27 protein-coding genes and 1 riboswitch are annotated in these 23,943 nt (G+C 31.8%); all 27 genes read right to left on the reverse strand.

Annotated features, from left to right (window positions below; all coding sequences use genetic code 11):
* Nucleotides 1–29 precede the first annotated feature (29 nt).
* Nucleotides 30–1,505: an aminomethyl-transferring glycine dehydrogenase subunit GcvPB gene (gcvPB, locus tag KA845_RS06720; RefSeq protein ID WP_210127879.1), complete on the reverse strand. Its 1,476-nt coding sequence runs from the start codon at nucleotides 1,503–1,505 to the stop codon at nucleotides 30–32.
* Nucleotides 1,492–2,844: an aminomethyl-transferring glycine dehydrogenase subunit GcvPA gene (gene gcvPA / locus KA845_RS06725; RefSeq protein ID WP_002509750.1), complete on the reverse strand. Its 1,353-nt coding sequence runs from the start codon at nucleotides 2,842–2,844 to the stop codon at nucleotides 1,492–1,494. The genes gcvPB and gcvPA overlap by 14 nt, the downstream gene beginning before the upstream one ends.
* 18 nt (nucleotides 2,845–2,862) lie before the next feature.
* Nucleotides 2,863–3,954 carry a glycine cleavage system aminomethyltransferase GcvT gene (gcvT, locus tag KA845_RS06730; protein WP_210127880.1) on the reverse strand — a complete coding sequence of 364 codons (1,092 nt, stop codon included), beginning with the start codon at nucleotides 3,952–3,954 and terminating at the stop codon, nucleotides 2,863–2,865.
* 77 nt (nucleotides 3,955–4,031) lie between these two features.
* A riboswitch (glycine riboswitch) is annotated at nucleotides 4,032–4,125 on the reverse strand.
* Nucleotides 4,122–4,634, reverse strand: coding sequence for a shikimate kinase (locus KA845_RS06735; RefSeq protein WP_002509752.1), 513 nt, complete (start codon nucleotides 4,632–4,634; stop codon nucleotides 4,122–4,124). It overlaps the preceding riboswitch by 4 nt.
* A gap of 167 nt (nucleotides 4,635–4,801) precedes the next feature.
* Nucleotides 4,802–5,230, reverse strand: coding sequence for a ComGF family competence protein (locus KA845_RS06740; RefSeq protein WP_103387868.1), 429 nt, complete (start codon nucleotides 5,228–5,230; stop codon nucleotides 4,802–4,804).
* Complete coding sequence (locus KA845_RS06745; RefSeq protein WP_002509755.1) at nucleotides 5,205–5,504, reverse strand: hypothetical protein; 300 nt, start codon at nucleotides 5,502–5,504, stop codon at nucleotides 5,205–5,207. The genes KA845_RS06740 and KA845_RS06745 overlap by 26 nt, the downstream gene beginning before the upstream one ends.
* The gene (comGD, locus tag KA845_RS06750; protein ID WP_103387867.1) at nucleotides 5,485–5,922 is read right to left on the reverse strand and encodes a competence type IV pilus minor pilin ComGD; all 438 of its coding nucleotides are present in this window, start codon (nucleotides 5,920–5,922) and stop codon (nucleotides 5,485–5,487) included. The genes KA845_RS06745 and comGD overlap by 20 nt, the downstream gene beginning before the upstream one ends.
* On the reverse strand, nucleotides 5,912–6,220 hold the full coding sequence (gene comGC, locus KA845_RS06755) for a competence type IV pilus major pilin ComGC (RefSeq protein ID WP_103387866.1): 309 nt from the start codon (nucleotides 6,218–6,220) through the stop codon (nucleotides 5,912–5,914). Before comGC ends, comGD begins: the two co-directional genes overlap by 11 nt.
* Before the next feature lie 31 nt (nucleotides 6,221–6,251).
* The gene (gene comGB, locus KA845_RS13085) at nucleotides 6,252–7,304 is read right to left on the reverse strand and encodes a competence type IV pilus assembly protein ComGB (protein ID WP_002509758.1); all 1,053 of its coding nucleotides are present in this window, start codon (nucleotides 7,302–7,304) and stop codon (nucleotides 6,252–6,254) included.
* Entirely contained in the window at nucleotides 7,276–8,250 is a 975-nt protein-coding gene (comGA, locus tag KA845_RS06765; protein ID WP_002509759.1) for a competence type IV pilus ATPase ComGA, read from the reverse strand. Before comGA ends, comGB begins: the two co-directional genes overlap by 29 nt.
* 52 nt (nucleotides 8,251–8,302) lie before the next feature.
* The gene (locus tag KA845_RS06770) at nucleotides 8,303–8,920 is read right to left on the reverse strand and encodes an MBL fold metallo-hydrolase (protein WP_002509760.1); all 618 of its coding nucleotides are present in this window, start codon (nucleotides 8,918–8,920) and stop codon (nucleotides 8,303–8,305) included.
* Nucleotides 8,907–9,245, reverse strand: a complete 339-nt coding sequence (locus KA845_RS06775) for an MTH1187 family thiamine-binding protein (protein WP_002509761.1) — start codon at nucleotides 9,243–9,245, stop codon at nucleotides 8,907–8,909. The genes KA845_RS06770 and KA845_RS06775 overlap by 14 nt, the downstream gene beginning before the upstream one ends.
* Nucleotides 9,245–10,231: a glucokinase gene (locus tag KA845_RS06780; RefSeq protein WP_002509762.1), complete on the reverse strand. Its 987-nt coding sequence runs from the start codon at nucleotides 10,229–10,231 to the stop codon at nucleotides 9,245–9,247. The genes KA845_RS06775 and KA845_RS06780 overlap by 1 nt, the downstream gene beginning before the upstream one ends.
* 466 nt (nucleotides 10,232–10,697) lie before the next feature.
* The gene (locus tag KA845_RS06785) at nucleotides 10,698–10,892 is read right to left on the reverse strand and encodes a YqgQ family protein (RefSeq protein WP_002509763.1); all 195 of its coding nucleotides are present in this window, start codon (nucleotides 10,890–10,892) and stop codon (nucleotides 10,698–10,700) included.
* Nucleotide 10,893: 1 nt separating this feature from the next.
* Entirely contained in the window at nucleotides 10,894–12,336 is a 1,443-nt protein-coding gene (locus KA845_RS06790; protein ID WP_021459928.1) for a rhomboid family intramembrane serine protease, read from the reverse strand.
* A gap of 11 nt (nucleotides 12,337–12,347) precedes the next feature.
* Nucleotides 12,348–12,887 carry a 5-formyltetrahydrofolate cyclo-ligase gene (locus KA845_RS06795; RefSeq protein WP_210127882.1) on the reverse strand — a complete coding sequence of 180 codons (540 nt, stop codon included), beginning with the start codon at nucleotides 12,885–12,887 and terminating at the stop codon, nucleotides 12,348–12,350.
* Between the two features lie 124 nt (nucleotides 12,888–13,011).
* Nucleotides 13,012–13,161 (reverse strand): 50S ribosomal protein L33, encoded by a 150-nt coding sequence (gene rpmG / locus KA845_RS06800; RefSeq protein ID WP_002509766.1) that lies wholly within the window; start codon nucleotides 13,159–13,161, stop codon nucleotides 13,012–13,014.
* A 141-nt stretch (nucleotides 13,162–13,302) separates the two neighbouring features.
* A complete protein-coding gene (locus KA845_RS06805; RefSeq protein ID WP_107373498.1) occupies nucleotides 13,303–15,348 on the reverse strand; it encodes a peptidoglycan D,D-transpeptidase FtsI family protein in 2,046 nt (681 codons plus the stop codon).
* A gap of 120 nt (nucleotides 15,349–15,468) precedes the next feature.
* Complete coding sequence (locus KA845_RS06810) at nucleotides 15,469–16,068, reverse strand: superoxide dismutase (RefSeq protein WP_021459925.1); 600 nt, start codon at nucleotides 16,066–16,068, stop codon at nucleotides 15,469–15,471.
* A 323-nt stretch (nucleotides 16,069–16,391) separates the two neighbouring features.
* Nucleotides 16,392–16,805, reverse strand: a complete 414-nt coding sequence (locus KA845_RS06815; RefSeq protein ID WP_021459924.1) for a Fur family transcriptional regulator — start codon at nucleotides 16,803–16,805, stop codon at nucleotides 16,392–16,394.
* Nucleotides 16,795–17,655: a metal ABC transporter permease gene (locus KA845_RS06820; protein WP_021459923.1), complete on the reverse strand. Its 861-nt coding sequence runs from the start codon at nucleotides 17,653–17,655 to the stop codon at nucleotides 16,795–16,797. The genes KA845_RS06815 and KA845_RS06820 overlap by 11 nt, the downstream gene beginning before the upstream one ends.
* Nucleotides 17,648–18,424, reverse strand: coding sequence for a metal ABC transporter ATP-binding protein (locus KA845_RS06825; RefSeq protein WP_002509772.1), 777 nt, complete (start codon nucleotides 18,422–18,424; stop codon nucleotides 17,648–17,650). The genes KA845_RS06820 and KA845_RS06825 overlap by 8 nt, the downstream gene beginning before the upstream one ends.
* 171 nt (nucleotides 18,425–18,595) lie before the next feature.
* A complete protein-coding gene (locus tag KA845_RS06830) occupies nucleotides 18,596–19,486 on the reverse strand; it encodes a deoxyribonuclease IV (RefSeq protein ID WP_002509773.1) in 891 nt (296 codons plus the stop codon).
* Nucleotides 19,487–19,495: 9 nt separating this feature from the next.
* A complete protein-coding gene (locus tag KA845_RS06835; RefSeq protein WP_002509774.1) occupies nucleotides 19,496–20,839 on the reverse strand; it encodes a DEAD/DEAH box helicase in 1,344 nt (447 codons plus the stop codon).
* 76 nt (nucleotides 20,840–20,915) lie between these two features.
* Nucleotides 20,916–22,019, reverse strand: coding sequence for a Nif3-like dinuclear metal center hexameric protein (locus KA845_RS06840; RefSeq protein ID WP_002509775.1), 1,104 nt, complete (start codon nucleotides 22,017–22,019; stop codon nucleotides 20,916–20,918).
* A complete protein-coding gene (locus tag KA845_RS06845; protein ID WP_002509776.1) occupies nucleotides 22,020–22,697 on the reverse strand; it encodes a tRNA (adenine(22)-N(1))-methyltransferase in 678 nt (225 codons plus the stop codon).
* A gap of 65 nt (nucleotides 22,698–22,762) precedes the next feature.
* Nucleotides 22,763–23,869, reverse strand: a complete 1,107-nt coding sequence (gene rpoD, locus KA845_RS06850; RefSeq protein ID WP_002509777.1) for an RNA polymerase sigma factor RpoD — start codon at nucleotides 23,867–23,869, stop codon at nucleotides 22,763–22,765.
* Between the last annotated feature and the right edge of the window lie 74 nt (nucleotides 23,870–23,943).

The following is a 23,943-nucleotide window of genomic DNA, read 5'->3' on the forward strand; positions in this document are numbered from 1 at the left end:
CTTTAAAAGTTCATCAGGGGGTTTTCTAATTATTTTTCGCTACGTAAGTTTTCAAATTTTAAAACAGGTTTTCTCGCAGCTTGTGTTTCATCTAAACGATCAATAATAGTAGTATGTGGTGCTTCTAACACTTTATCCGGATCATTTTTAGCTTCTTCAGCAATTTGAATCATAGAGTCACAAAAATAGTCTAAAGTCTCTTTGGATTCGGTTTCTGTTGGTTCAATCATCATACCCTCTTCTACGTTAAGTGGGAAATAAATTGTTGGTGGATGTACACCAAAATCCAATAAGCGTTTCGCCATATCTAATGTTCGAACACCTTCAGATTTTTGCTTAGAACCACTTAGAACAAATTCGTGTTTACAATATTGTTCATAAGGAATTTCAAAATGATCTTTTAAGCGTGCTTTAATGTAATTCGCATTAAGTACGGCTGCTTCTGAAACTTCTTTCAAACCTAAATTACCCATAGTTCGAATGTAGGTATATGCACGTAAATATATACCAAAATTACCATAAAACGGTTTAACACGACCGATGGAATTTTCAATATCATTATCATATTTGAAAGTATCATTTTCTTTTACGACCATTGGTTTTGGTAAAAAGCTTGCAAGTTCCTTTTTAACGCCGATAGGACCAGATCCTGGACCACCGCCACCATGAGGACCAGTGAACGTTTTATGCAAGTTTAAGTGAACAGCATCAAAGCCCATGTCACCAGGTCTTACTTTATCCATAATGGCATTTAAGTTTGCTCCATCATAATACAATAATCCACCTGCTTCATGAACAATGTTGCGGATGTCCATAATATTCTTTTCGAAAATACCTAAAGTATTTGGATTCGTTAACATAATAGCAGCTGTATTTTCATTAACTAAACGCTTCAAATCTTCAACATCGACTTCTCCACGTTCATTTGATTTAACAGTGACAGCTTTAAAACCTGCAAAAGCAGCTGATGCTGGGTTAGTACCGTGTGCTGAGTCTGGTACTATTACTTCATTACGATGACCTTCACCATTTTTTTGATGGTATGCTTTAAAGATCATTAAAGCCGTCCATTCACCATGAGCGCCTGCTGCGGGTTGTAATGTAACTTCATCCATACCAGTAATTGCTTTCAGTTCTTCTTGTAAATTATGAACAATTTCCAGTGAACCTTGTACTTGATCTTCTTCTTGTAATGGATGTGATTCCGCAAATCCAGGTATTCGTGCCACTTTTTCATTGATTTTTGGATTATATTTCATCGTACAAGAACCAAGTGGATAAAAACCTGAATCGATACCAAAGTTTTTATTAGATAATTCAGTATAATGACGCACTAAATCTAATTCAGCTACTTCAGGGAATTCTGCTTTGTTTTTTCTAATGAACTTATCATCTAAAAGACGATTAACTGCATCATTATCAATTTCTTTTTGCGGCAAGGAATAAGCATATCTATCCTTTTTAGAACGTTCGAATATTAATGGTGTTGATTTACTTACTACCATTGAGTTCACCTGCTTTCTCAACAAATGTATCTATTTCATCTTTTGTTCTTAACTCAGTTACTGCAATTAACATATTTTGTGCTAAGTTTGAATCTACTTGGCCTAAATCGAAACCACCAATGAAGCCTTCTTCAGCTAATAATTGGTTAATTTCTGCGATTGGTTTATCAAATGTTACAACAAATTCGTTAAATGATGTACCTTCTGCAACTTTAAAACCTTGTGCTTTAAATTGTTCTTTTGCATAGTTAGCATTTTCAAAGTTTTGAACTGCGATATCATATATGCCTTGTTTACCAAGTGCTGACATACATATTGATGAAGCCAGTGCATTTAATGCTTGGTTTGAACAAATGTTTGAGGTTGCTTTGTCACGACGAATATGTTGTTCACGTGCTTGTAATGTTAATACAAAGCCACGGTTACCATCATCATCTTCTGTTTGACCAACTAAGCGACCAGGTATTTTACGCATTAATTTTTTAGTTGTTGCGAAAAAGCCACAGTGTGGTCCACCAAATTGTGCTGGAATACCGAACGGTTGCGTATCACCAACAACAATATCAGCTCCAAAAGTACCAGGTGGAGTTAATAAGCCAAGTGCAAGTGGATTCGCATAGACAATAAACAATGCTTTTTTAGATTCGATAAAGGATTGAATTTTTTCCAAATCTTCAATAGAACCATAGAAGTTAGGATATTGTACTGCAACTGCAGCAGTATCATCATCTATTGCTTTTTCTAATTTATCTAAATCTGTAATAGTACCATCTAAATCAACTTCTACAATTTCAAACTCTTCACGTGTTTTTACATATGTTTTCAACACTTGTAATGCTTGGTAATGCATGCCTTTAGAAACGACAATTTTATTTTTTCTAGTTTGGTTGAAGGCTAAAATACATGCCTCTGCAAAACTTGTCATTCCATCATACATAGAAGAATTGGCAATATCCATATCTGTTAATTCACAAATTAACGTTTGGAATTCAAAAATAGCTTGTAATTCCCCTTGTGATATTTCAGGTTGGTATGGCGTATATGCAGTGTAAAATTCTGATCTAGAAATCATAGCATCAACTACAGATGGCGCATAATGATCATATACACCGGCACCTAAAAATGATGTATGTGTTTCTTTAGTGACGTTTTTACTTGCGATTTGACTTAACTTTCTAAATAATGTTGTTTCCGGAACAGCATTAGCAATTTGTAATTCGTCGTTTAATAAAATATCTTTAGGTACATCTCCAAATAATTCATCAATGGACTTCGCACCTATAACATCTAACATTTCTTGTTTATCTTGTTCAGTTAATGGAATATAACGATGACTCACTTTGTACACCCCTCAATACTATTTTGAAATTTGATTTTTTTTAACGATTTTAGCTTTAACTTTTCTCTTTCTAACCTGAACCAATACTTCTTTATCTAATTCAAATTCGCTTCTCTCAATTAATGCTAAAGCGATTGATTTACCAGAAAATGGAGATTGCGTACCCGAAGTTACTTCACCAATTTCATTATTATCCAGGTCATATACTTTATAACCAGTTCTTGGAATGCCTTTATCTATCATTTCTAATCCAACAGCTCTGCGTTTAGATCCATTTTCTTTTTGATCTTTTAATACAGATTTCCCTATAAAATCAGCCTCTATTAATGGCTTAGCCGCAAAAGCAATTCCAGCTTCATATGGTGTGATTGATTCAGTTAAATCTTGACCATGTAAAGGTAAACCAGCTTCCAATCTTAGTGTATCTCTAGCACCTAATCCACAAGGTACTACATTGTTATCAATAAGGTTATCCCATATTTCTACAGTATCTTGTGCTTCACAATAAATTTCAAAACCATCTTCACCGGTATAACCTGATTGTGAAAGAATTACATTTTTACCAAAACAAGATACGTTTGTTTTGAATTCAAATGGTTTCATTTCGGATACGTCAATATCTACATGCTCCTGTATAAGTCCACGTGCCTCAGGACCTTGAACTGCCAATTGACCATATTGGTTTGATACATTCGTTACTTGAGCATCAAAATCTTGTGCATGTTGTTGCATCCATTCAAAATCTTTATCTGTATTACCTGCATTGACAACAAGTAAATAAGATTGGTCAGCTAATTTGTATGTTATTAAATCATCAATAATGCCACCATCCTCATTACATAAAGCAGTATATTGTGCTTTTTCTGTAGTAAGCTGATCGGTATCATTTGAAAGTAGGTATTGAACCAATTGGTCAGCTTCTGGACCTTCTATTAGTACTTCTCCCATATGACTAACATCAAATAATCCTACCGCAGTTCGAACAGCATTATGTTCTTCTTTAATACTAGAAAACTGGACAGGCATTGCCCAACCACCAAATTCTACAATTTTAGCTCCACTGTCCACAAATGTTTGGTACAATGGCGTTTGTTTAAGATTACTAGACATCAAGATACCCCCAATTAAATATTTATTAAAAAAACAGGATAGCTAAATAAGCTACCCTGTCTCATTATTCAGGAACGCGTCACAGTGTTATCCTTTTGCCTGAGAGTTTCGTTAAACTTGCACCTTCGGCGATGACGTTTATACATTGTCATTCTCTCCAACACTGATCAATCGCTAATCAAACTTTGTATAATTTCACTCTGTAAATCACAAAGTTTTTGATTACTATTAACTTTTTTGAATGCGATTTCATTATATCTTGAAACCCTAGATAAATACAACCATTTTAATTCAGGAAATGTTTTGTTATTCGCGTTCGGTCGATTTTCGTCGGATTTCACACGTTCATATAAAACCTCTAATTCACAATCTAACCAATAAACATATTTTACTTGTTTCAACAATTGGAGCGATTGTTCACCTTCAATAATACCTCCACCAGTAGCAATAATATCGTACTGTTCGAGACATTGTTGTAAATAAAATGCTTCTAATTGTCTAAAAACAGATTCACCATCTGACTCGAAAATTTCTGGGATGGTTCTTTGTTCTTGTTCTACAATATAATGATCTAAATCAATATATGTGTAATTATTAGCTTTTGCCATGTACTGACCTAATGTTGTTTTGCCAGTACCCATAAATCCTATTAATACTATTGGCGTTAAAGCACTATTCATGAATGAAATCTTCCTTTTATATGTGTTTTTCAATTTGGGAATCATAATATTTTTCTATATTATTTAAAGTTTTAAGTTTTAAACTATGATGAATTAAATAGAAAGATATTAAAGATAAATATAGCATAAAAAACCCGGCAACAAAAGAGGATAAAAACCCTTTCATACTATAAATAGATTGTTTTTTCAAAATATTCCCCCTTTTCTACTAATTTTAAATGTATTGCTAAATGATGGGTTGCTATTGTTGCTACACGAAAAGATAATACATTATTCAATAAAATAATGTATCCGGTATCATTTACTTGTTTAATAACTTTTCCATTTTTATAACTATAAGAATATGTTTGATTTTTCGAGGTTGCTATTGAAAATTTCTGGGGATGAATAATTGTTAATTTATGTTGTGAAGTAACGATAGATTGAGTGATATCACGTGCAAATAATTCTAGTTCTATATATTGTGTAGAGGTGTAATGTGAATTAAATAGTACTGCTTGTTTGATAAGTAATGGGAGTAAATGAGCAGCAATTGTTAAAATCAACATCGTAAATAGCATTTCGATAAAACTAAAGCTTTTTATTCTTATATTCATAGCAAAGATCTTCTTTCAAACTGTGATTCTTAATACACACGTTTTTTAAATGATAGGTAATTTTATATTGAGCAATTGTTTTAGACTTTTTATCAATAGTCTTGGATAAAGTTAAATCATAAAGTAAAATTCTTTTAGCCTCTAGTTTGTTCAATTGATTTTGAAGTGTAGTTTCTAATTGATAAGTTAATGGAATAATTTCGAGGCAAAGCGTCATGATTAGTGAAAATGTTAATAAACTATCCAGCAATATATTACTCTTTAACTTTTTCATATCTAATAGTCCCTTTTTCAATATTAAATATTATTCGGAAAAGTTGCTGCTGTAATTTAATATATAATGAACCAAATTGATGTGTATTACCATGTTTATCAAATGTCAGGTGTTTTAAATTAGTTTTAGGATGGATGAAACCATTAGTAATTAGTATGGGTTGATATGATGTATTTTGCATATCCATCATAGATATTTCTTGATTATATGGTTTGAAAAACATTGTTATAGATTGGTTTTCTTTAATTGCTTTAGATTTAAAATAGTAAAATTTTAGAATCAACTGCTGAATTTGATTGTCACGTGTATAAACGCTGTGTGTGTCATGTAGAAATTTCATTTGCATATACAATATAATCGCAATAATTGATAAAACAAATAACATTTCAATATAAGTAAATGCGTGCCTAGCTAGCAACAGCTTCACCATTAGTAATTGTAATATTTGCACCGGATTTACATTGTTTTTGATTCTCTTTAATATACCCCTCTCGAACAAGGTCATCTATTGTTGCTGGTGCTTGATTATTTTTTAATGTGTATGCTTCTATTTGGCTATCGACCATTTTTAATTGTGCTTTACAACCTGTATTTTGTATATGCTTTGATTGTTTTGCAATATTAGGGATTATTAGTATGAGTAATAAACTAATGATTAATAGTACGAGTAACATTTCTATTAATGTAAAAGCTTTTGTAACAGTTCTTTTATACATTTTTTTCATATTTACTCCTTTTAATAAGTTATTATTTTAAAGTTTGCATTAAATCAAACATCGGTAGCATAATTACTGCGTAAAGTGCGACAATTAATATCGCTAGTATTAGAAAGATTGTGGGTTGTATAAAACGAATTTGCTGTTGAAATCTATTTTGAATTTTATCAATAATGATTGTGCTATAAAGTTGTAGCTCAATACCTAATTTACCACTGCGTTCACCTTGTTGTATAAATGTAATTAATTCTGTTTCAATACAAGGTACACGTGATAATATTTGGTCTAATGTATCTCCTTTAGTGGTATGAATTGCAATTACAGAAGCTAAATAATTGAGGTATAAATCTTCCTGTTGCTGATATAAGTTTACGATGTGATGCAAGGTAACACCGTGTTTGTAAAATAACGCGAATTCAGAAGCAAATTGATATGTTTTATATAAACGGTAATAATGGTGGAAAATTGGAAGCTTAGAAAGTAATCTAATTTGTTTATTAATGGGTAAACGTTGAATAATTTTACGCATAATAATTAAAATGAGGAATATACTAATAAAAAATATACTAATAAATTTCGGTAAGACCATAATCGAGTATGTCAATAAGTGTTGAAATGGAGAACGAGTCACATCCATTGTTGCAAATAACGTTTCAAACTCTGGAATAACTGTATGATTTAAAATGGTGAGCATCAAGAAGAATATACTACATAAAATAACGGGGTATTGTAAAGCTTTTAACAAGTATAGCTTTACTTCATAGTTTCTTTTTAAATAGTCTTGAATATGTGGTAAACATTCGTTTAAATCGCTAAATTTTTCAGCAAATAATACTAACATTATCGTGGGTTTTGGATACTTTAGCTGTGATAACAGTTGATTACACGTTGCACCTTCAGCTATATATGCCAGTAACTCAGCTTTATACTGTTCTGGAATGTTGTATTGTTTTATTATAAAGTGAAATGCCTCAGAAATTGTAAAACCATGTGTAAGTAAATCATGTAAACGACCAATAAGACTAATTTTATCCTTATCACTGAGCTTTTTTTGGTTAAATGTATTTTTGTACCACTTTTTCACAAATAACCCCCTTTTGCGATAATCGTTGTAATATATTCGGCAAAGTTTGGAAATCTTCTGGTAGTCTATAATTATTGTTAAAGAAGTAATGTATATCTTCATGTGATAAGCTTTCTGCTACTAAATATCGATGCTTGTCATTAGAAGTAATGAGTCGTTGGTTAGTAATATTAATAATAGTTTGTACTAATTCCTGATTTGTGAGCCCCATTTCTAATAAACGAAGTAATGCCCCTTCACAACTATTGGCATGTAATGTTGTCAAAACAAGATGTCCACTTAAACTCGCGTGTATGACTTGTTTAGCTATTTCAGCATTTCTTATTTCACCAATTAAGATTACGTCTGGATCGCATCTTAAAATAGCTTTAAAAGAATTGTGATAGTCAATGCCAGCTTTAGTGTTTACCGAAATTTGCGTAATACCATCTATAATTCTTTCAACTGGGTCTTCAATAGTAATCACATTTAAATTTAATTGTTCTTTTGCATACAAACTCATTTGATACATTGATGTACTTTTCCCCGAGCCTGTTGGACCTGTGAATAACACCAAGCCTTGTTTTTTCGTCATTAAATGATATAAATAATCCAATTGCATTTCTTCAGTTGATTGGTAGAAGTATTGTGGAATTATTCTAATAACACAGCTTTCAATTCCTAATGATAACGGCAACGTGGAAATACGTAAGTAATATAACTGCTTATAGTTATAAATATAACGGCCACTTTGTGCAATGTGGTGTGTAGAAACATCTAGGCATGCTTGATATTTCATATAAGTTAATAGTTTAGCATAGGTATGCTTAGTCATTTTTTGAAAATCTATTAAACTTTCATTCACCCGCAATTTAATAACTACTTCATTTTCGACTGGTATAAAATGAATATCAGACGTTTTCTGTTTTATGGCCTTGGTCATAATATCTTCAAATAACAATTTCAAAAAATCACCTCCTACATATATACACGTAGAAGGTGATAATTTTACTTGCTATTTATAAATATGGATTTAATTGTTCATCATCAACTGTAGTATGTGGTCCATGTCCAGGGAATAATGGTAAATCACCATCTAATTCAAATAATTTATCTTTGATTGAGTCCACTAAAGTCTCATAATCACCTTGGTATAAGTCTGTTCTACCAATACCTTGTTTAAATAAAGTGTCACCAACTACAGCAAAGTCAGGAAAAACAAAAGTTAAACTGCCCGGTGAATGTCCTGGTGTATGCAATACATCGAAAGTGAAATCTGCAATTTGTGCTTTTCCTTCACTTAATGGTTCAGGCTTTACATCACTTGTAATGGCAGGTAAACCAAATTGTTTGAATTTTTCAGAGCCATTTTTTTGAGTGTTCGTAAGAAAATCAAATTCTTTAGAATGCATATAAACAGGTACATTATACTTTGTAACAATATCATTCAAAGCACCTATATGATCAAAATGAGCATGTGTTAACACCACTGCTTTTACTGTTTTATTAATTTGATTAACTTTTTGAATAATTTGACCACTTTCAGCTGCAGGATCTACAATAATTATGTTTTTATCATTTTCGATAAAATAAGTATTGGTATCTACAGGACCTAAAGTTAAATTAGATATTCTCATTTGGGTCACCACTTTTATCTAAATGTTGTTGCACTGAATCTAATTTTTCATCCATTTTTCTAGATTTATCACGGCGATCATCAATACGTATATTCGTACAGACTCTATCTAATCCTTTATTAAAAGGTAATTCATGGATTACTTGTACAACTTCCAATAAATCTTTTAAATCTCCTTCGATTAAAGTATTCATAGGTGTTAATTGATAGTCTATTTTACCAGCTTTTTTGTATTCTTTTAATTTGGTTTGAATTTCTGCAATATATTTACTGACACTTGGACCTTCAGTTCCAACAGGAATTACTACTACATCCACAATTGCCATTATTTGACACCGTCCTTTTCAAGTACATACGTATAAATTAAACCAGCAGCGCCAGTAATTCCTGCATCATTTCCAAGTTGTGCTTGAACGATTTCAGTATTGTGCTGAGCTGGTGTAAATGTTAAGTTATGATATTCTGTTTTAATATTTTCAATTAATATTAAACCTGCCGTAGACATACCGCCACCTAAAACAATATACTTCGGATTACTTGTCACACTAATTATGCTACATAAATAAGCGATGTAATTAGCTACACGTTCCGTTATAAATATGCAAAATTGGTCTCCAGCTTTCGCAGCATCAAATACAGCTTTTGCAGTTACTTTATTATTTTTAATTAATTCTAGTATAGATGATTTAAATGTTAATTTTGGATAATAAAAATTAACTAAATTAACTACGCCCGTCGCTGATGCAACTGTTTCTATACATCCAGATTTACCACAGTTACAATTGAAACGTTGATCATGGTCTACTCTAAAGTGTCCAATTTCTGCACCAGATCCATTGTGACCATGTACAATTTCACCGTTTGAAATAATGCCACCACCAAGACCAGTACCAAGTGTAATTGCTACAACATCTTCAGCACCTTCGCCTGCGCCTTTATGTTTTTCACCTAAAGCAGCTACATTCGCATCATTATCAACATAAACTGGGCAGTCCACAAACTGTTGGAAGATGTCTCTCACGTTGACATTACCTTGCCAATACAGATTGACAGCCCCATTAACTGTTCCCGTTTCAAATTCTACAGGTCCTGGCACCCCAATACCAACACCTAAAACATCATCAAAGTTATAATTTAAATTAGCTACTTGAGCTACAAAAGAATCGTAAATATTTTTCAATAGGTTATATCCACTTGAATCTGATGTATCTGTATCTATAGACCATTTAGTTATTCTTTCTAATTGTTCATCAAATATTCCAAGTTTGCATGTTGTGCCACCGACATCGGCTGCTAAAATAATTTTACTCATTTACCTACTCATCCTTTTCTAGTTTGTTTGATGGCGTGTTATAAACAATGTGTTTAAGAATTATGTTGAAATCCTAATTTACTCACTATCAGCTGTAAGCAAACGTTAAAACAAGAAAAGCTGTCGTTAAACAAAATGTTCACCATGAATATATACACGCGAATTCATTTATTCAGTTACTTAAATTATATCATAATACATAGCAAGTGCTCATCTGTTATATAGCTTGCATTAATTATCAAATTTATAGTTAACTTTGTCAATTTGTTTACTCTTATTATGGTTTTCTTTTGCAACAAATATTAAAAAATACAATTTTTATTTTTTTGAACTAACTTCTTCAATGCACAAAGAAGTAAATATAACTATTTCTTACATCTCAACTTTATTTTACTGATTCATATAATACAAAATAAAACCTAGAATAGTCATGACTATTCTAGGTTTATATAGACAATTTCGTTTATTATTCCCTGCGTTGACTAATTATCATTTTACATTTTAGATAATTATGTTTTGATAATAAATTATAATGATATAAAGAATTAATTTCTTGCTCAATCATTTCTAGCGTATCATTGTTATCTTTAAAATAAACAATGAAACCATATTTTTTTAATAACTGTAAGACATCATAAAAGTCGTTAATTTGTTCTTGCATATTAGTCTTCCAATTCTTTTTTTAAATTTTGATAATTTTCATTACCAGGATTTAATTTTAATGCTGCATTGATATATTTCAATGCTTCATCTTTATCGTCTAATGCACGGTTAGCGACAGCTAACTCGTAGTTTAACAATCCAGAATCAGGAAATGTTTTCAGTCCACGTTCCCAATCGGAAATAGCTTCAGCTCTAGAATCAACAGTAGTCGTAATCAATCCCTTTAAATAGTATGTTTCATCATCGGCATAATTTTTGTCGATTGTTTCAGCAACCATTTGCTTAGCCTCTTTATATTTATCTTCCTTCATCTGTTTAGCAATAATAGTGTTATAAATATTATCTTCTTTAATTGTATAGATTCTTATTTGTGATGCGATAAATAATATTAAAATTAGCACCAGTAAAATCCAAAAAACATTACGATTTGCGGTAAAATAATATGCTAAAAGTGTAATGAACAAACCACCAATAAAACCACCGATATGAGCCCAAACATTGATGTTATCCATAAATAACGAAATACCAATCAAGATTACTAATGCGATAAGCAATTGACCGACTAATTTGCGTTCAAAAATCTTACTTATATACATAAATCCAAATAATGAACCGATAAGACCGAAAATTGCACCACTTGCTCCTACTGAAATAGTATCAATATTAAATGATAATGAAGCAAAATTCGCAAATAACCCTGAGAATAAGAATATTACTAACATTCTCCAATGACCGACGATAGATTCCACTATTTTGCCAAAAATAAAGAGACTTAGCATATTCATTAAGATATGTTCAAAATTATAATGTAAAAATATGGAAGAAATTAATCGATACCATTCTCCATGTACTACATTAAAGTGTACTAATCCACCTACATCTAATAGTTTTAATTCTGAAAAACGATTGAAAAATAAAATCATTAATAGCCATATAATGACGTTAATACCTATCAATGTATAAGTGACTGGTGAAAATTTTATCATGTGTTTTTCAATAGGACTTTGATTTAATGATTTTTGTTTGTATGTAGTAGTTGTGTGTTTCGCATTATTGTTTTGATACAATCGTTTCATAATGTAATTAGGCATAGTGCGTTCAATACTTACATCATTATGTAATACTTTAATTGTTAGTTTTATAGGTTGATGTTCATTTAAATGTTCTTCAACAAATTGGTTATTTGTAAAACAGTAAATGTCTATGTTTTGAGGTTCAAAATCAACAAAGTTTGCGATATCTTCTCTGTGTTCTTGAATTCTCTCTTTTGTTAATCGAATTTCTTGTGCTGATTGCACGTCGTTTCTAAATATTTTTATTGTTTGTCGTTGTTTATGCGCTAACCAAACTTCTTCTGTATCTTGGTTATAGTGTTTAAGTTGATAATTATAATATCTAATCCATAAATAAACACATTTCCAAAAATGCTTTTTTGTAATCATTTTTGCCTCCGTCATTTAGTTGTTGCTACAATATATGTTTCTACTGGTTGATCATGAGACTCTGGTTCGAAATCGTTTAATTGGAAATCATAAATTAAACTCAGTGTTTGTTGTTCGTGTTGGCTTAAAAATTTATCAAAATAGCCTCCACCATAGCCTATACGGTATCCTTGGTCATTAAAAACTACTCCCGGTACAATAACTAAGTTTAGCTCATTTGTTATCGTTGTGTCTGCAGTAATATAGTTAATCCCCTTGTCATCCTTACCAATTTGAGATAAATCGTTAATTTCTTTAAATGTCATAACACGATTCTCATAATCAGTATGAGGTACAAATACCTCTTTGCCGTCATTAAGCATATGTTTAATAATTTGATATGTATCTACTTCGTGACTCATTGCTAAAACAATCCCAATACGTTGTGCAGATTGATATGTTATTGATTGATATAATTGAGTAGCAAGATGTAAATCAGCTGTGCGTTTAGCTTCACCAACAAATGATTTCATTTGTTTAATCATATTTGTGCGCAATGTTTTTTTATCCACATGTTCACCTTCATTTTTATTTATACTGTCCTTATTATAACGTTATTCCATTATCATGTCATTAATCACTCACTGACATAAAAATAACCAGGTTCATCAAGAACCTGGTTATCTTCAGACATTATTATTTTGTTTCACGGTGCAATGTATGTTTATTGTCTCTAGCACAGTGTTTTTTCATTTCTATACGTTCAGGATTAGTACGTTTATTTTTTGTTGAAATGTAGTTTCTTTCACCACATTCTGTGCAAGCTAAAGTTACGTTTACGCGCATGCTAATTCCTCCTTACCTTTTCAAAATACGACTAATTAATCATACCACTTTGCATGAAAATTGAAAAGTATTATTTTATACCAAATGCCATACATCAACGTTTTGTAATTAAATTATGTTACTTTTAATAGCTAAATGCCATTATTTTTTATTTTTAAAATAATAATCTATAACATCTCTACCAACATCTCCACCATTTAACCATGGTTCAGGAACAGGTTGATTCGTATAAACTATTGAAAATGCTAATTGTGGATCTTTTATTGGTGCATAACCAATATAAGTTGAGTTAACTTTAGGTTTACCATCTTTGAATACTTCGGCAGTACCAGTTTTACCAGCACTTGGAACGGTAGTATCATTAAAGCTTTCATAACCAGTTCCTTCTTCTTCGTTAAACGCCATATCAAAACCTTCTTGAACTTGGTCAATTTGATCTTGCGTGTTGTTTACTCTATTTAACACGTTGCCTTTAACTTTGTGTTTGACAGGACCTAATGAATCTTTATTAGTTGCATCATGAATTTGAAGACCGATATGTGGTTGAATACGATAACCATTATTAGCAATCGTTGAAACATATTGAGACAACTGTAAAGGAGTATAAGTATCATATTGACCAATAGCTAAATCAAGGTAGTTACCAGGATTATTATTTAATGGCTCAATTTGACCACTTGTTTCATTTGGTAAATCTATACCTGTCTTCACACCGAGACCAACTTGATTAAGACCTTTACGTAGTTTTTGACCAGCAATGGAAATATCTGAAGGTAAGTTCATATTTGGTGTATATGGTGACCCAGCAATTTTTAAAGCAGTTTTAAACATGTAAACGTTGGAAGAATGCATTAATGCTTCTTTATCATCAATTCTTACTTTTCCATCTTGGTTAAAGTAAGAATGTTTTTTCAATCCACCTGAAAATTCGAGCGGTTCATCAATCATTTCTTCTCCAACATTAATAGCATCGTTTTGATAACCAGCTAAGAGTGTACCACCTTTAACTGACGAACCTACAGTATATTGTGCTGTAAATGTTCCGATATCAAAATCAGTGAGACTACCATCTTTATCAATTTGTTTACCTACCATTGCTAAGACGTCTCCATTATTAGGATTTTGAACAACCATCAAAGCATTGTCCATATCCTTAGCACCTTCACTACGCAATTTTTTAATTTGCTCTTCTAGATATTCTTCAGTTTTCTTTTGCAAGTCTACATCAATAGAAAGTACTAAGTCATCTCCACGTGAACCAGGGTTGACTACTTTAGAATCAATTATCTCTCCTGATTTATCCGTAGTATATTTCATTTCTTTCTTTTTACCACGTAATACATCTTCATATTGATATTCTAAGTAAGATTTGCCGACACGATCATTTCGTGAATAACCTTTAGATAAGTATTTATCTGTTAATTCTTTAGGTATACCTTCTTTAGATGTCGATACGTCACCTAAAATACCACGCAATGTATCGCCATAAGGATATTTTCGATCCCAGTCCATTGCAGTATTTACACCAGGTAAATCTGAAAGTTTTTGTGATACGGCTGCGTACTCTTCCTCACTGACATCTTCATTTTTAATAGTTTGTGGATCTAGAGTTGAGCCAGCCATCATTTCTCTATAAATTGCTAACACTTGTAAATCATCATCACTAAGAGAATCCAATTGTTTTTTAGTGATTTTGTTACGTAATGTTTCGTCATATTGTTCTTGCGTAATGCTACCGTCATTTAATAAACTTTCTTCATGTTGCATCATGTCTTTAGATTTTTGTGGATGCTTTTGCACCCAAAAATCTTGTTTATCTCTATCAGTAATACTATCCGTATCCATTTTAATGAGTTTTGAAAGTTTTGTTGCTGTGTCTAATATTTCAGACTGTGACGTTTTTTTACCACGTGTGTATGTAATAGACATTTTTGATGCATTATCTACAATTACTTTTCCATTTCGATCTAGTATTCTGCCTCTAGGTACAGATTCATTTACAGTAATATTTTCACTATTTTTTATCAACTGTTTATAATGAGAACCTTGGGCAATTTGTAGATAACCGAGGCGCAATACTATAATTGCAAAAATGAACACAATAATGCCAAAAATAAAACTAATTCTCTTGTTCATTGTAGCTCTTGTTTTTTCAATATTTGACTTTTCTTTTAATCTTTTTAACAAATCAACCTACCTCTATTCAAAAGTTCTCACTATAAATGATATATGAAATGTTGAATTTTTTCTATTATTTTAGTCAAAAAAATGACGACCTCATTTAAAGGTCGTCATAAAATGAGCTTTTTATTTAGCTGCATTATATAGTTCGTCAACTTTTTCCCAGTTAACAACATTCCAGAAAGCACTGATGTAATCTGGACGTTTATTTTGATATTTTAAGTAGTATGCATGTTCCCAAACATCTAAACCTAAAATAGGTGTTTTACCTTCAGTTAATGGGTTGTCTTGGTTAGGTGTAGTAACGATTTCTAAGTTACCGTTATTTACTACTAACCATGCCCAACCTGAACCAAAACGTGCTGCAGCTTTATTTGCAAATTCTTCTTTAAATGCATCTAAAGAACCCCATTGTTCTTTAATTTTATCAACTACAGTACCTTTTTCTTCAGAGTTAGGAGTTAATAATTCCCAGAACAATGAATGGTTGATATGTCCTCCACCATTGTTACGCACAGCTGTTTGAATATCTTCAGGTACGCTATCTAAGTTAGCGACGATTTCTTCAATTGATTTAGATTCTAAATCAGTACCTTCTACTGCTGCATTTAATTTTGTAACATATGTGTTGTGGTGCTTGTCATGATGAATTTCCATTGTTTCTTTATCGATGTGTGGTTCTAATGCATCGAACTCGTAAGGTAAATTTGGTAATTCAAAAGCCATAAATAATCATCCTCCTAATTAATCATATATAAAGCATAACAATTAAACTTACTTACAACAATCAAAATGCTTAGCGCATAACTGTTTTGAAAGATTAGTTGTCATCTTTGCTACTTTATTAGTATATCTCAAATTCGCAATATTTAAACATATAAATGTTAGAAATTATAAAATAAAAAGTAATTCGTACTATTGACCTATGTTTTACGTTTACATTTTTAATAAAAAGACACTTTTGGTAATGTTTTGCACACGTGGTAACAAAATAATAAGGCTAATTCAAAATTTGAATTAGCCTTATTATCAATCATATTTTTAAATTATTATGCTAATTGACATTGTTCACAAATGCCGTAAACTTCCAATTTATGTTGTTTAATCTCGACGCCTGGTAATTTCGATTTAATCTCTTCCATTGGACAAAACTCTATGACCTTTGTGTCACCACATTGTTCACATATAAAATGATGATGATGGTGTTCAGCACATGCAATTCTAAATTTCATTTCACCATCTAATTCAGTGCTTTCAATAATATTAAGTTCCTTAAATAAATGTAAGTTTCTATAAATAGTATCGAAAGAAATACCTGGATAGTGTTGATCCATGCCTCGTTGTATATGTTTTGCATTAATATATTTATCTTCATCCACAAAGATATTTAACATATCTCGACGTTTATCGGTATATTTATGACCATGTTGTTTAATAATCTTAATCGCTTCTTCAGTTTTCATCCGTATCAGCTCCTTTGTGCTTATATGTACTTAATTTTTGATATAACATAGTAAGCATTAATAATAAAACTAATAAAACAACGATGACGCCTCCAGGTGATATATTGATGTAAAATGCTAATATCAATCCGCCTATAACTGAAATTTCACCAATAATAATACTCCAAATAATAAGTTGCTTAAATCCTTTCGTTAAGCGCATAGTAATTGCAACAGGTAATGTAATTAATGCACTGACTAAGAGTATTCCTACCACACGCATAGATGCAGAAATAACCATAGCGACGATGACAATAAAAACAAATTGAATCCATTTTGGTATTCCGATTACTTTACTATATTCTTCATCAAATGATAAGACAAAAAGTTCCTTGTAAAAGGTTAAAATGAAAAACAATACAATTACAACAACAATTAATATTGTAATTAAATCACTGATTGTCACGGCACTAATTGAACCAAAAAGTAAGCCTACTATTTCTTGATTAAAGCCTTCTGCGAGTGATATGAAAATAGCACTTAACGCAATCCCTGTACTCATAATGATGGGAATTGCAATTTCTTGATAATTACTATATGACGTTCGTAATTTCTCAATTAACAAAGCACCGATAACAGCAAATAATATACCAAACCACATCGGATTAATAAAAGTCAAGGCAGGTAATAAAGTAATAACATACATGCCAAAAGAAATTCCGCCAAGTGTAACATGGCTTAGTGCATCAGCAATAAGTGATAAGCGTCTAACAACGATAAAAGCACCTATTAATGGTGCGATAAAACCTATTAAAATACCGCTTAAAAGTGAATAACGCATAAAATCAAAATTCAATAGTGCATCAATCATTTGTACAGCACTCCCTATCATGTTGATGATCGACAAATTGAATTGGATGTCCGTAAATTTTAGAAATTTGAACTTCATCTAGTGATTTAAAATCTTCAGTAGTGCCGTGAAAATGGATGTGCTTATTTAAACAAGCAACTTCTGTTGCAGTATCTGCTACTACTCCAATATCATGTGTCACCAAAATAATAGTAACACCTTCAGCTTTCAATTTATCTAATGTGTCGTAAAATTCGTTAACGTGTTTTGCATCAATTCCATTAGTAGGCTCATCTAGAATTAACACACTTGGGTTGCTAATTAATGCACGCGCAATTAAAATCCGTTGTTGTTGTCCACCAGACAATTCGGCGATATTTTTATCAATTAAATGACTAATATTTAGTCGTGTTAACACAGCTCTAACTTTTTCGTCATCACGTTTATTAAACCATTGACCTAGCCTTTTACGTTTAGTTAAGCCACTAAGAACAACCTCTTTGACGCTTGCTGGAAATCCTGCTTTAAATGATAGTGCTTTTTGAGAGACGTAACTAATTTTTAACAGCGATTGTTTACCTTTATAATCTTTGCCATCAACAAAGATTTTTCCTTTTTGTATTGGTAATAACCCCAAAATAACTTTTAATAATGTTGATTTCCCTGCGCCATTTGGACCAACAATGGCCAAAAACTCACCCGGATTGATTTTAATATTAATGTTATCCAATACTTTTTTATTATCAAAATAATAATCTAAATTTTTTAATTCAAAAACTGGTGTAGCCATTTTTTCACCTCGAGTAATACTATACAGCTTACTTGTATATATGTAAATAGTAATGTTTACGACTTAAAGATAAAAAGATTAAGTTAAGTACGATATAGGAGTTACTATTGGCTGTTTTAATAATCACAGTCAATTAACAATATATATCGTCTCAACTTAATCTATAGATAATTACTGATTTAAAATTTGTTCTTTTAAATCTGCTTCAAAACGTTGGTTTTTCAACATTTCAATTTCAAATTTATATGGTGGTTTTTTGTTCTTTTTATCTTCACCCACATAAGGTGTTTCTAAAATTTTCGGTATATCTTTGAAAGTATCATGATGTACAATATAATTTAAAGCCTCAAATCCAATATGACCAAATCCAATATTCTCGTGGCGGTCTTTATGGGCGCCAATAGGATTTTTACTATCATTTACGTGCACTACTTTAATTCGATCAACGCCTACGATTTTATCAAATTCGTTTAATACGCCATCGAAATCTTCTTTTACATTGTACCCTGCATCATGTGTGTGGCATGTATCAAAACATACAGATAAGCGTTCATTATGCTCTACACCGTTAATAATTTCAGCGATTTGTTCAAATGATCTACCTATTTCTGAACCTTTCCCAGCCATTGTTTCTAAAGCGATACGTACATTATTATCGTTTGTTAGTACTTCATTTAAACCTTCGATAATCTTTTTAGTACCTTTTTCTTCACCTGCACCGACATGTGAACCCGGATGTAGAACTATGTCACGTGCTCCAATTGCTTGAGTACGTTCTATTTCACTTTGTAAAAATTCAACGCCAAGATTAAAGACGTGAGGTTTTTCGGTATTAGCAATATTAATTATATAAGGTGCATGTACTACAATATTCGATAAACCGTGTTCAGCCATAAACGCTTGGCCACGTTCAATATTTAAATCTTCAATAGCTTTACGACGAGTATTTTGAGGTGCACCAGTATAAATCATAAAAGTTGATTCTCCGAATTTATATGCTTCTTCGGCAGATCCTTCAAGCATTTTTTTACCACTCATTGATACATGAGATCCTAATAACATAAAACTCACCTATCCTTTTTTATTTTTTCTAGCTTGTCTATTTTGTCGTTTACTGTATTGTTTACGTTCTTTACGCTTTAATTCTTCTAATTCACGTTTGAATTTTTTCTTATATCCTGGCTTAACTGTTTTTTTGTTGTTACGTTTAACTTTATTTTTAATTTGATTAGTTAAATGGTCATCTTTATTTTTACGAGATTGTCGTTTGTTATGTGCTTTTATAGCTTGTAGCTCACCATTTTTAATATCAACATCTTTAAAGACGTAACCGCGTTCTTCTATTAACCCAATATTTGCTTCTTCATCGGGACTATAAAGCGTTATAGCTATACCATGGTATTGTCCACGGCCAGTTCGTCCTACACGATGTGTAAAGAAATCAATATCATTAGGCACATCAAAATTAATAACATGACTAACACCGTCGATATCAATGCCACGCGAAGCTAAATCACTTGCAATAACATATTGGAACTCTAAGTTTCTAATGCGTTTCATTTGTTGTTTACGCTCTCTAGGTGTAAGTCCACCATGGATCATGCCAAGTTTGATACCTGCTTCATTTAATTGTTGCCCTAATTCGTTAGCACTATCTCTACTATTACAAAAGATAATACATAAATAAGGATTAATAACATCCATCAATTTCAGAGTTTTATCAATTTTTGCGTCACCCTTAGTCGGTATTAAGTAAAAATCGATATTCTTTTTGTTTTGAGTAGTGTGTTCAATTTCAATAAACTCTGGTTGCTCTAAATATTTATTTAAGAATGGATGTAAAGATTTAGGAATAGTTGCACTAAATACAGCGATATTTGCAGACTCATCTAAACGAGTAGCAATTAAATCGACATCTTCAATTAAGCCTAAATCTATCATTAAATCCGCTTCATCAATAACGAGATATGATGCTAAATGTACATGTAAATCACCATGTTTAGCTAAATCATTTACACGTGTAGGTGTGCCAATGATCAATTGTGGTTGATTTTTGGCACGTTGTCTGTCTTTCTCGAAATCAGTACCACCAATAAATAGTTTGACTGAAACATCTGTTTTGAATTGTGTTAAGTGTTGTGCTGCGTCAAATAGTTGTTGTGCTAATTCACGCGTAGGCGCTACTACAACAGCCTGTGGTTCGTGAATTGAAATATCAATATTTTGAATTAATGGAAGTAAAAAAGCATGTGATTTACCTGTTCCTGTTTGTGACTGACCTATGATATTAGCTTGTTTTAATATTTTAGGAATTACTCTACTTTGTATTTCTGTTGGTTTATCAAATTTTAAATCTTTTACCGCCTCAATTAATTCGGCATCCAATTTAAAATTCTCGAATGGGTGATTAGCCATATTTTGGCCTCCTTAAATTTCATCTTACTTATTATAAAGGAAGAACACATGAATTTGAATATATTTATGCGTATTTTTATAAATAGTTATATGGATCAGTATTTAGTTCTGATGCCACCATTGTAAAATCGATGTTTTCAACGGGTAACCAGTTATTCAGTAAGTTGATAAGTCCTTCTTTCATCACATACTCGCTATAATGATTAATATCTAATAAATTCATCTGATTTATTTTCGCATCTAATGCTTCGTGATGTTTAATATCGCCAGTTATAAAAATATCCGCACCCAATGCTTGTGCTTGATATTCATAACCAATCCCTGCACCACCAATGATAGCTACTTTTTTAATATGTGCATTTAAATCACCAATATAACGTACACTTGGCATATTTAAATTTTCTTTAATTGATGCAGTAAAAGCTGAGACATTTTGTGTTGCTGGTAACTCACCGATAACCCCTAAGCCATAGTTAGCAACTTTAGTCATTTCAACAAAGTCGTACACAGGTGTTTCGTATGGATGATATTGTTCAATTAATTGTTGTGCCAATACCTTTTGAGAACTATTTATCATAAATTCCAGCTTAACTTCTGCAACTTGCTCAATTGAATGTAATTTACCTTGATGAGGATTAGCACCATCAACTGGTTTAAAATTACCAGTACCAGCTGATTCAAAAAAGCAATATTCATAATTACCCTCTTCAGCTAGGCCGTGCTCACTAAGATTTTGTTTTAACGATTCAACATTATTTTGAGGTACATATACTTGAACTTTGTAATAATAGTGGTCTGCTGAATTTAAAGGTTTTAGATTGGTTAAATTCATTTTATCGGCAAGCATTTTATTCACGCCATCTGAGTAGACGTCTAGATTTGTATGTAATGCTATTAGGTTGATATCATGTTTAATTATTTTTCTAATAATCGCACCATATCCATCTTGTTCTACTACTGATTTTATACCTTTAAATATTAATGGGTGATGACAAATAATTGTGTTGAGACCTTTAGAAATAGCCTCATCTACAACTTCAATCGTACAATCAAGCGCAGTTAAAACACCTGATATTTTAGCTTGTTTATCGCCTATTAATAGACCTACATTATCCCATGACTCAGCAGTTGTAAATGGAACATGTTGTTCGATTGTGTGTAGTAGTGTTTTAATATTCATTTAAAGCACCTCTTTAATCATTTGAATTTCATTTTCGATTTCCGTAATTCGTTCTCTGTGAGTAGTTTGATTCAGTTGTGTTAATATATGCTCTAATGCTGTTAACTCACGTTCCCATTTTTGATAAAACAGTTCTGATTTTTGTGACAGTAAGATAGGGCCAAATTTCAATTCTAACAGTGATAAATTTTTAATTTCTGGTGAATAATCGGCCACAATTATTTCATACGTATGGCCTTTTTCTGTCATTAACACTTCATCTACAATTGTATAATTTAGTTGTTGTAATAAAACGCGTATAGGCTGTGATTGTATATTGCTTTGTAAAATTAGACGGGGTCTGTTAGTTAATTTTTCTTGACCTGCTCTTAATATTTTAGTGATAAGTGGTCCGCCCATGCCACATATAGTAATAGATGTTATAGCATTATCCGTTTTTAGTACTGTTAAACCATCACCTAGTTCAACAGAAATTACTGATTCTAAACCATGTGCGCGCACATTTTTTACTGATGCATCAAAGGGTCCACGAATTACTTCACCAGCTATAGCTCGTGCAGTTAAATTATTTTCAATTGCATAAATAGGTAAATAAGCGTGATCCGAACCAATATCAGCCAGATAATCACCTTTTATATATTCACTAACTTTTTTTAAGCGTTGATTAATTTGAATCATGAGTTAACTCCCTTGTATTAAATAAAAAGCTCTTTTGCACATAGAAAGTACAAAAGAGCCATAAATTAGTCCATAAAATCTTTAAGACGTTTACTTCTGCTTGGATGTCTTAATTTTCTTAATGCTTTTGCTTCAATTTGACGAATTCTTTCTCTTGTAACGCCAAACACTTTACCAACTTCTTCTAATGTACGTGTTCTACCATCATCTAAACCAAATCTTAAACGTAAAACATTTTCTTCACGGTCTGTTAATGTATCTAACACATCTTCTAATTGTTCTTTTAAAAGTTCGTAAGCAGCGTGATCTGAAGGGCTTTGCGCCTCTTGATCTTCGATGAAATCACCTAAATGGCTGTCATCTTCTTCACCAATTGGGGTTTCTAATGATACAGGTTCTTGAGCAATTTTTAAAATTTCTCGTACCTTTTCTGGTGGTAGATCCATTTCTTCACCAATTTCTTCAGGTGCTGGATCTCTTCCCAAATCTTGTAATAATTGACGTTGAACACGAATTAATTTATTAATTGTTTCTACCATATGCACTGGAATACGAATTGTACGTGCTTGGTCGGCTATAGCACGAGTTATTGCCTGTCTAATCCACCAAGTCGCATAAGTTGAAAATTTAAACCCTTTATTAAAGTCGAATTTTTCAACTGCTTTAATCAGTCCCATATTTCCTTCTTGAATTAAATCTAAGAATAACATTCCACGACCGACATAACGTTTAGCGATGCTGACTACTAGACGTAAGTTTGCCTCAGCCAATCTAGACTTAGCAACTTCGTCACCATCTTCGATACGTTTTGCCAGTTCAATTTCTTCTTGTGCACTTAATAAATTAACACGTCCTATTTCTTTTAAATACATACGGACAGGATCATTTATTTTGACACCTGGAGGCGCACTTAGGTCGTTAGGATTAATTTTATCATCTGTATCATTACTATCTTTTTCATTTACTAAACTAATATCATTGTCATTTAGCTGATCGAAAAAATCATCCATATGATCTGGATCCATTTCGAAGTTTTGCAGTTTTTCTGCAATTTCTTCGTGGCTTAAATGCCCTTCTTTTTTACCTTTTTCGATTAATTGTTTTTTAACATCTTCTAAAGTTAGAGATGGGTCAATTGTTTGTTTCTTTACTTTAACTTTATCTACAGACATGAAAAGGCCTCCCGAATATAATATCAACGAATACATTTTGTTTAATTGTGAGAGTTTATTAGTACTCATTGCCA

This window comes from Staphylococcus sp. GDX8P114P-2, from assembly GCF_017892945.1.
GTDB lineage: Bacteria > Bacillota > Bacilli > Staphylococcales > Staphylococcaceae > Staphylococcus > Staphylococcus arlettae.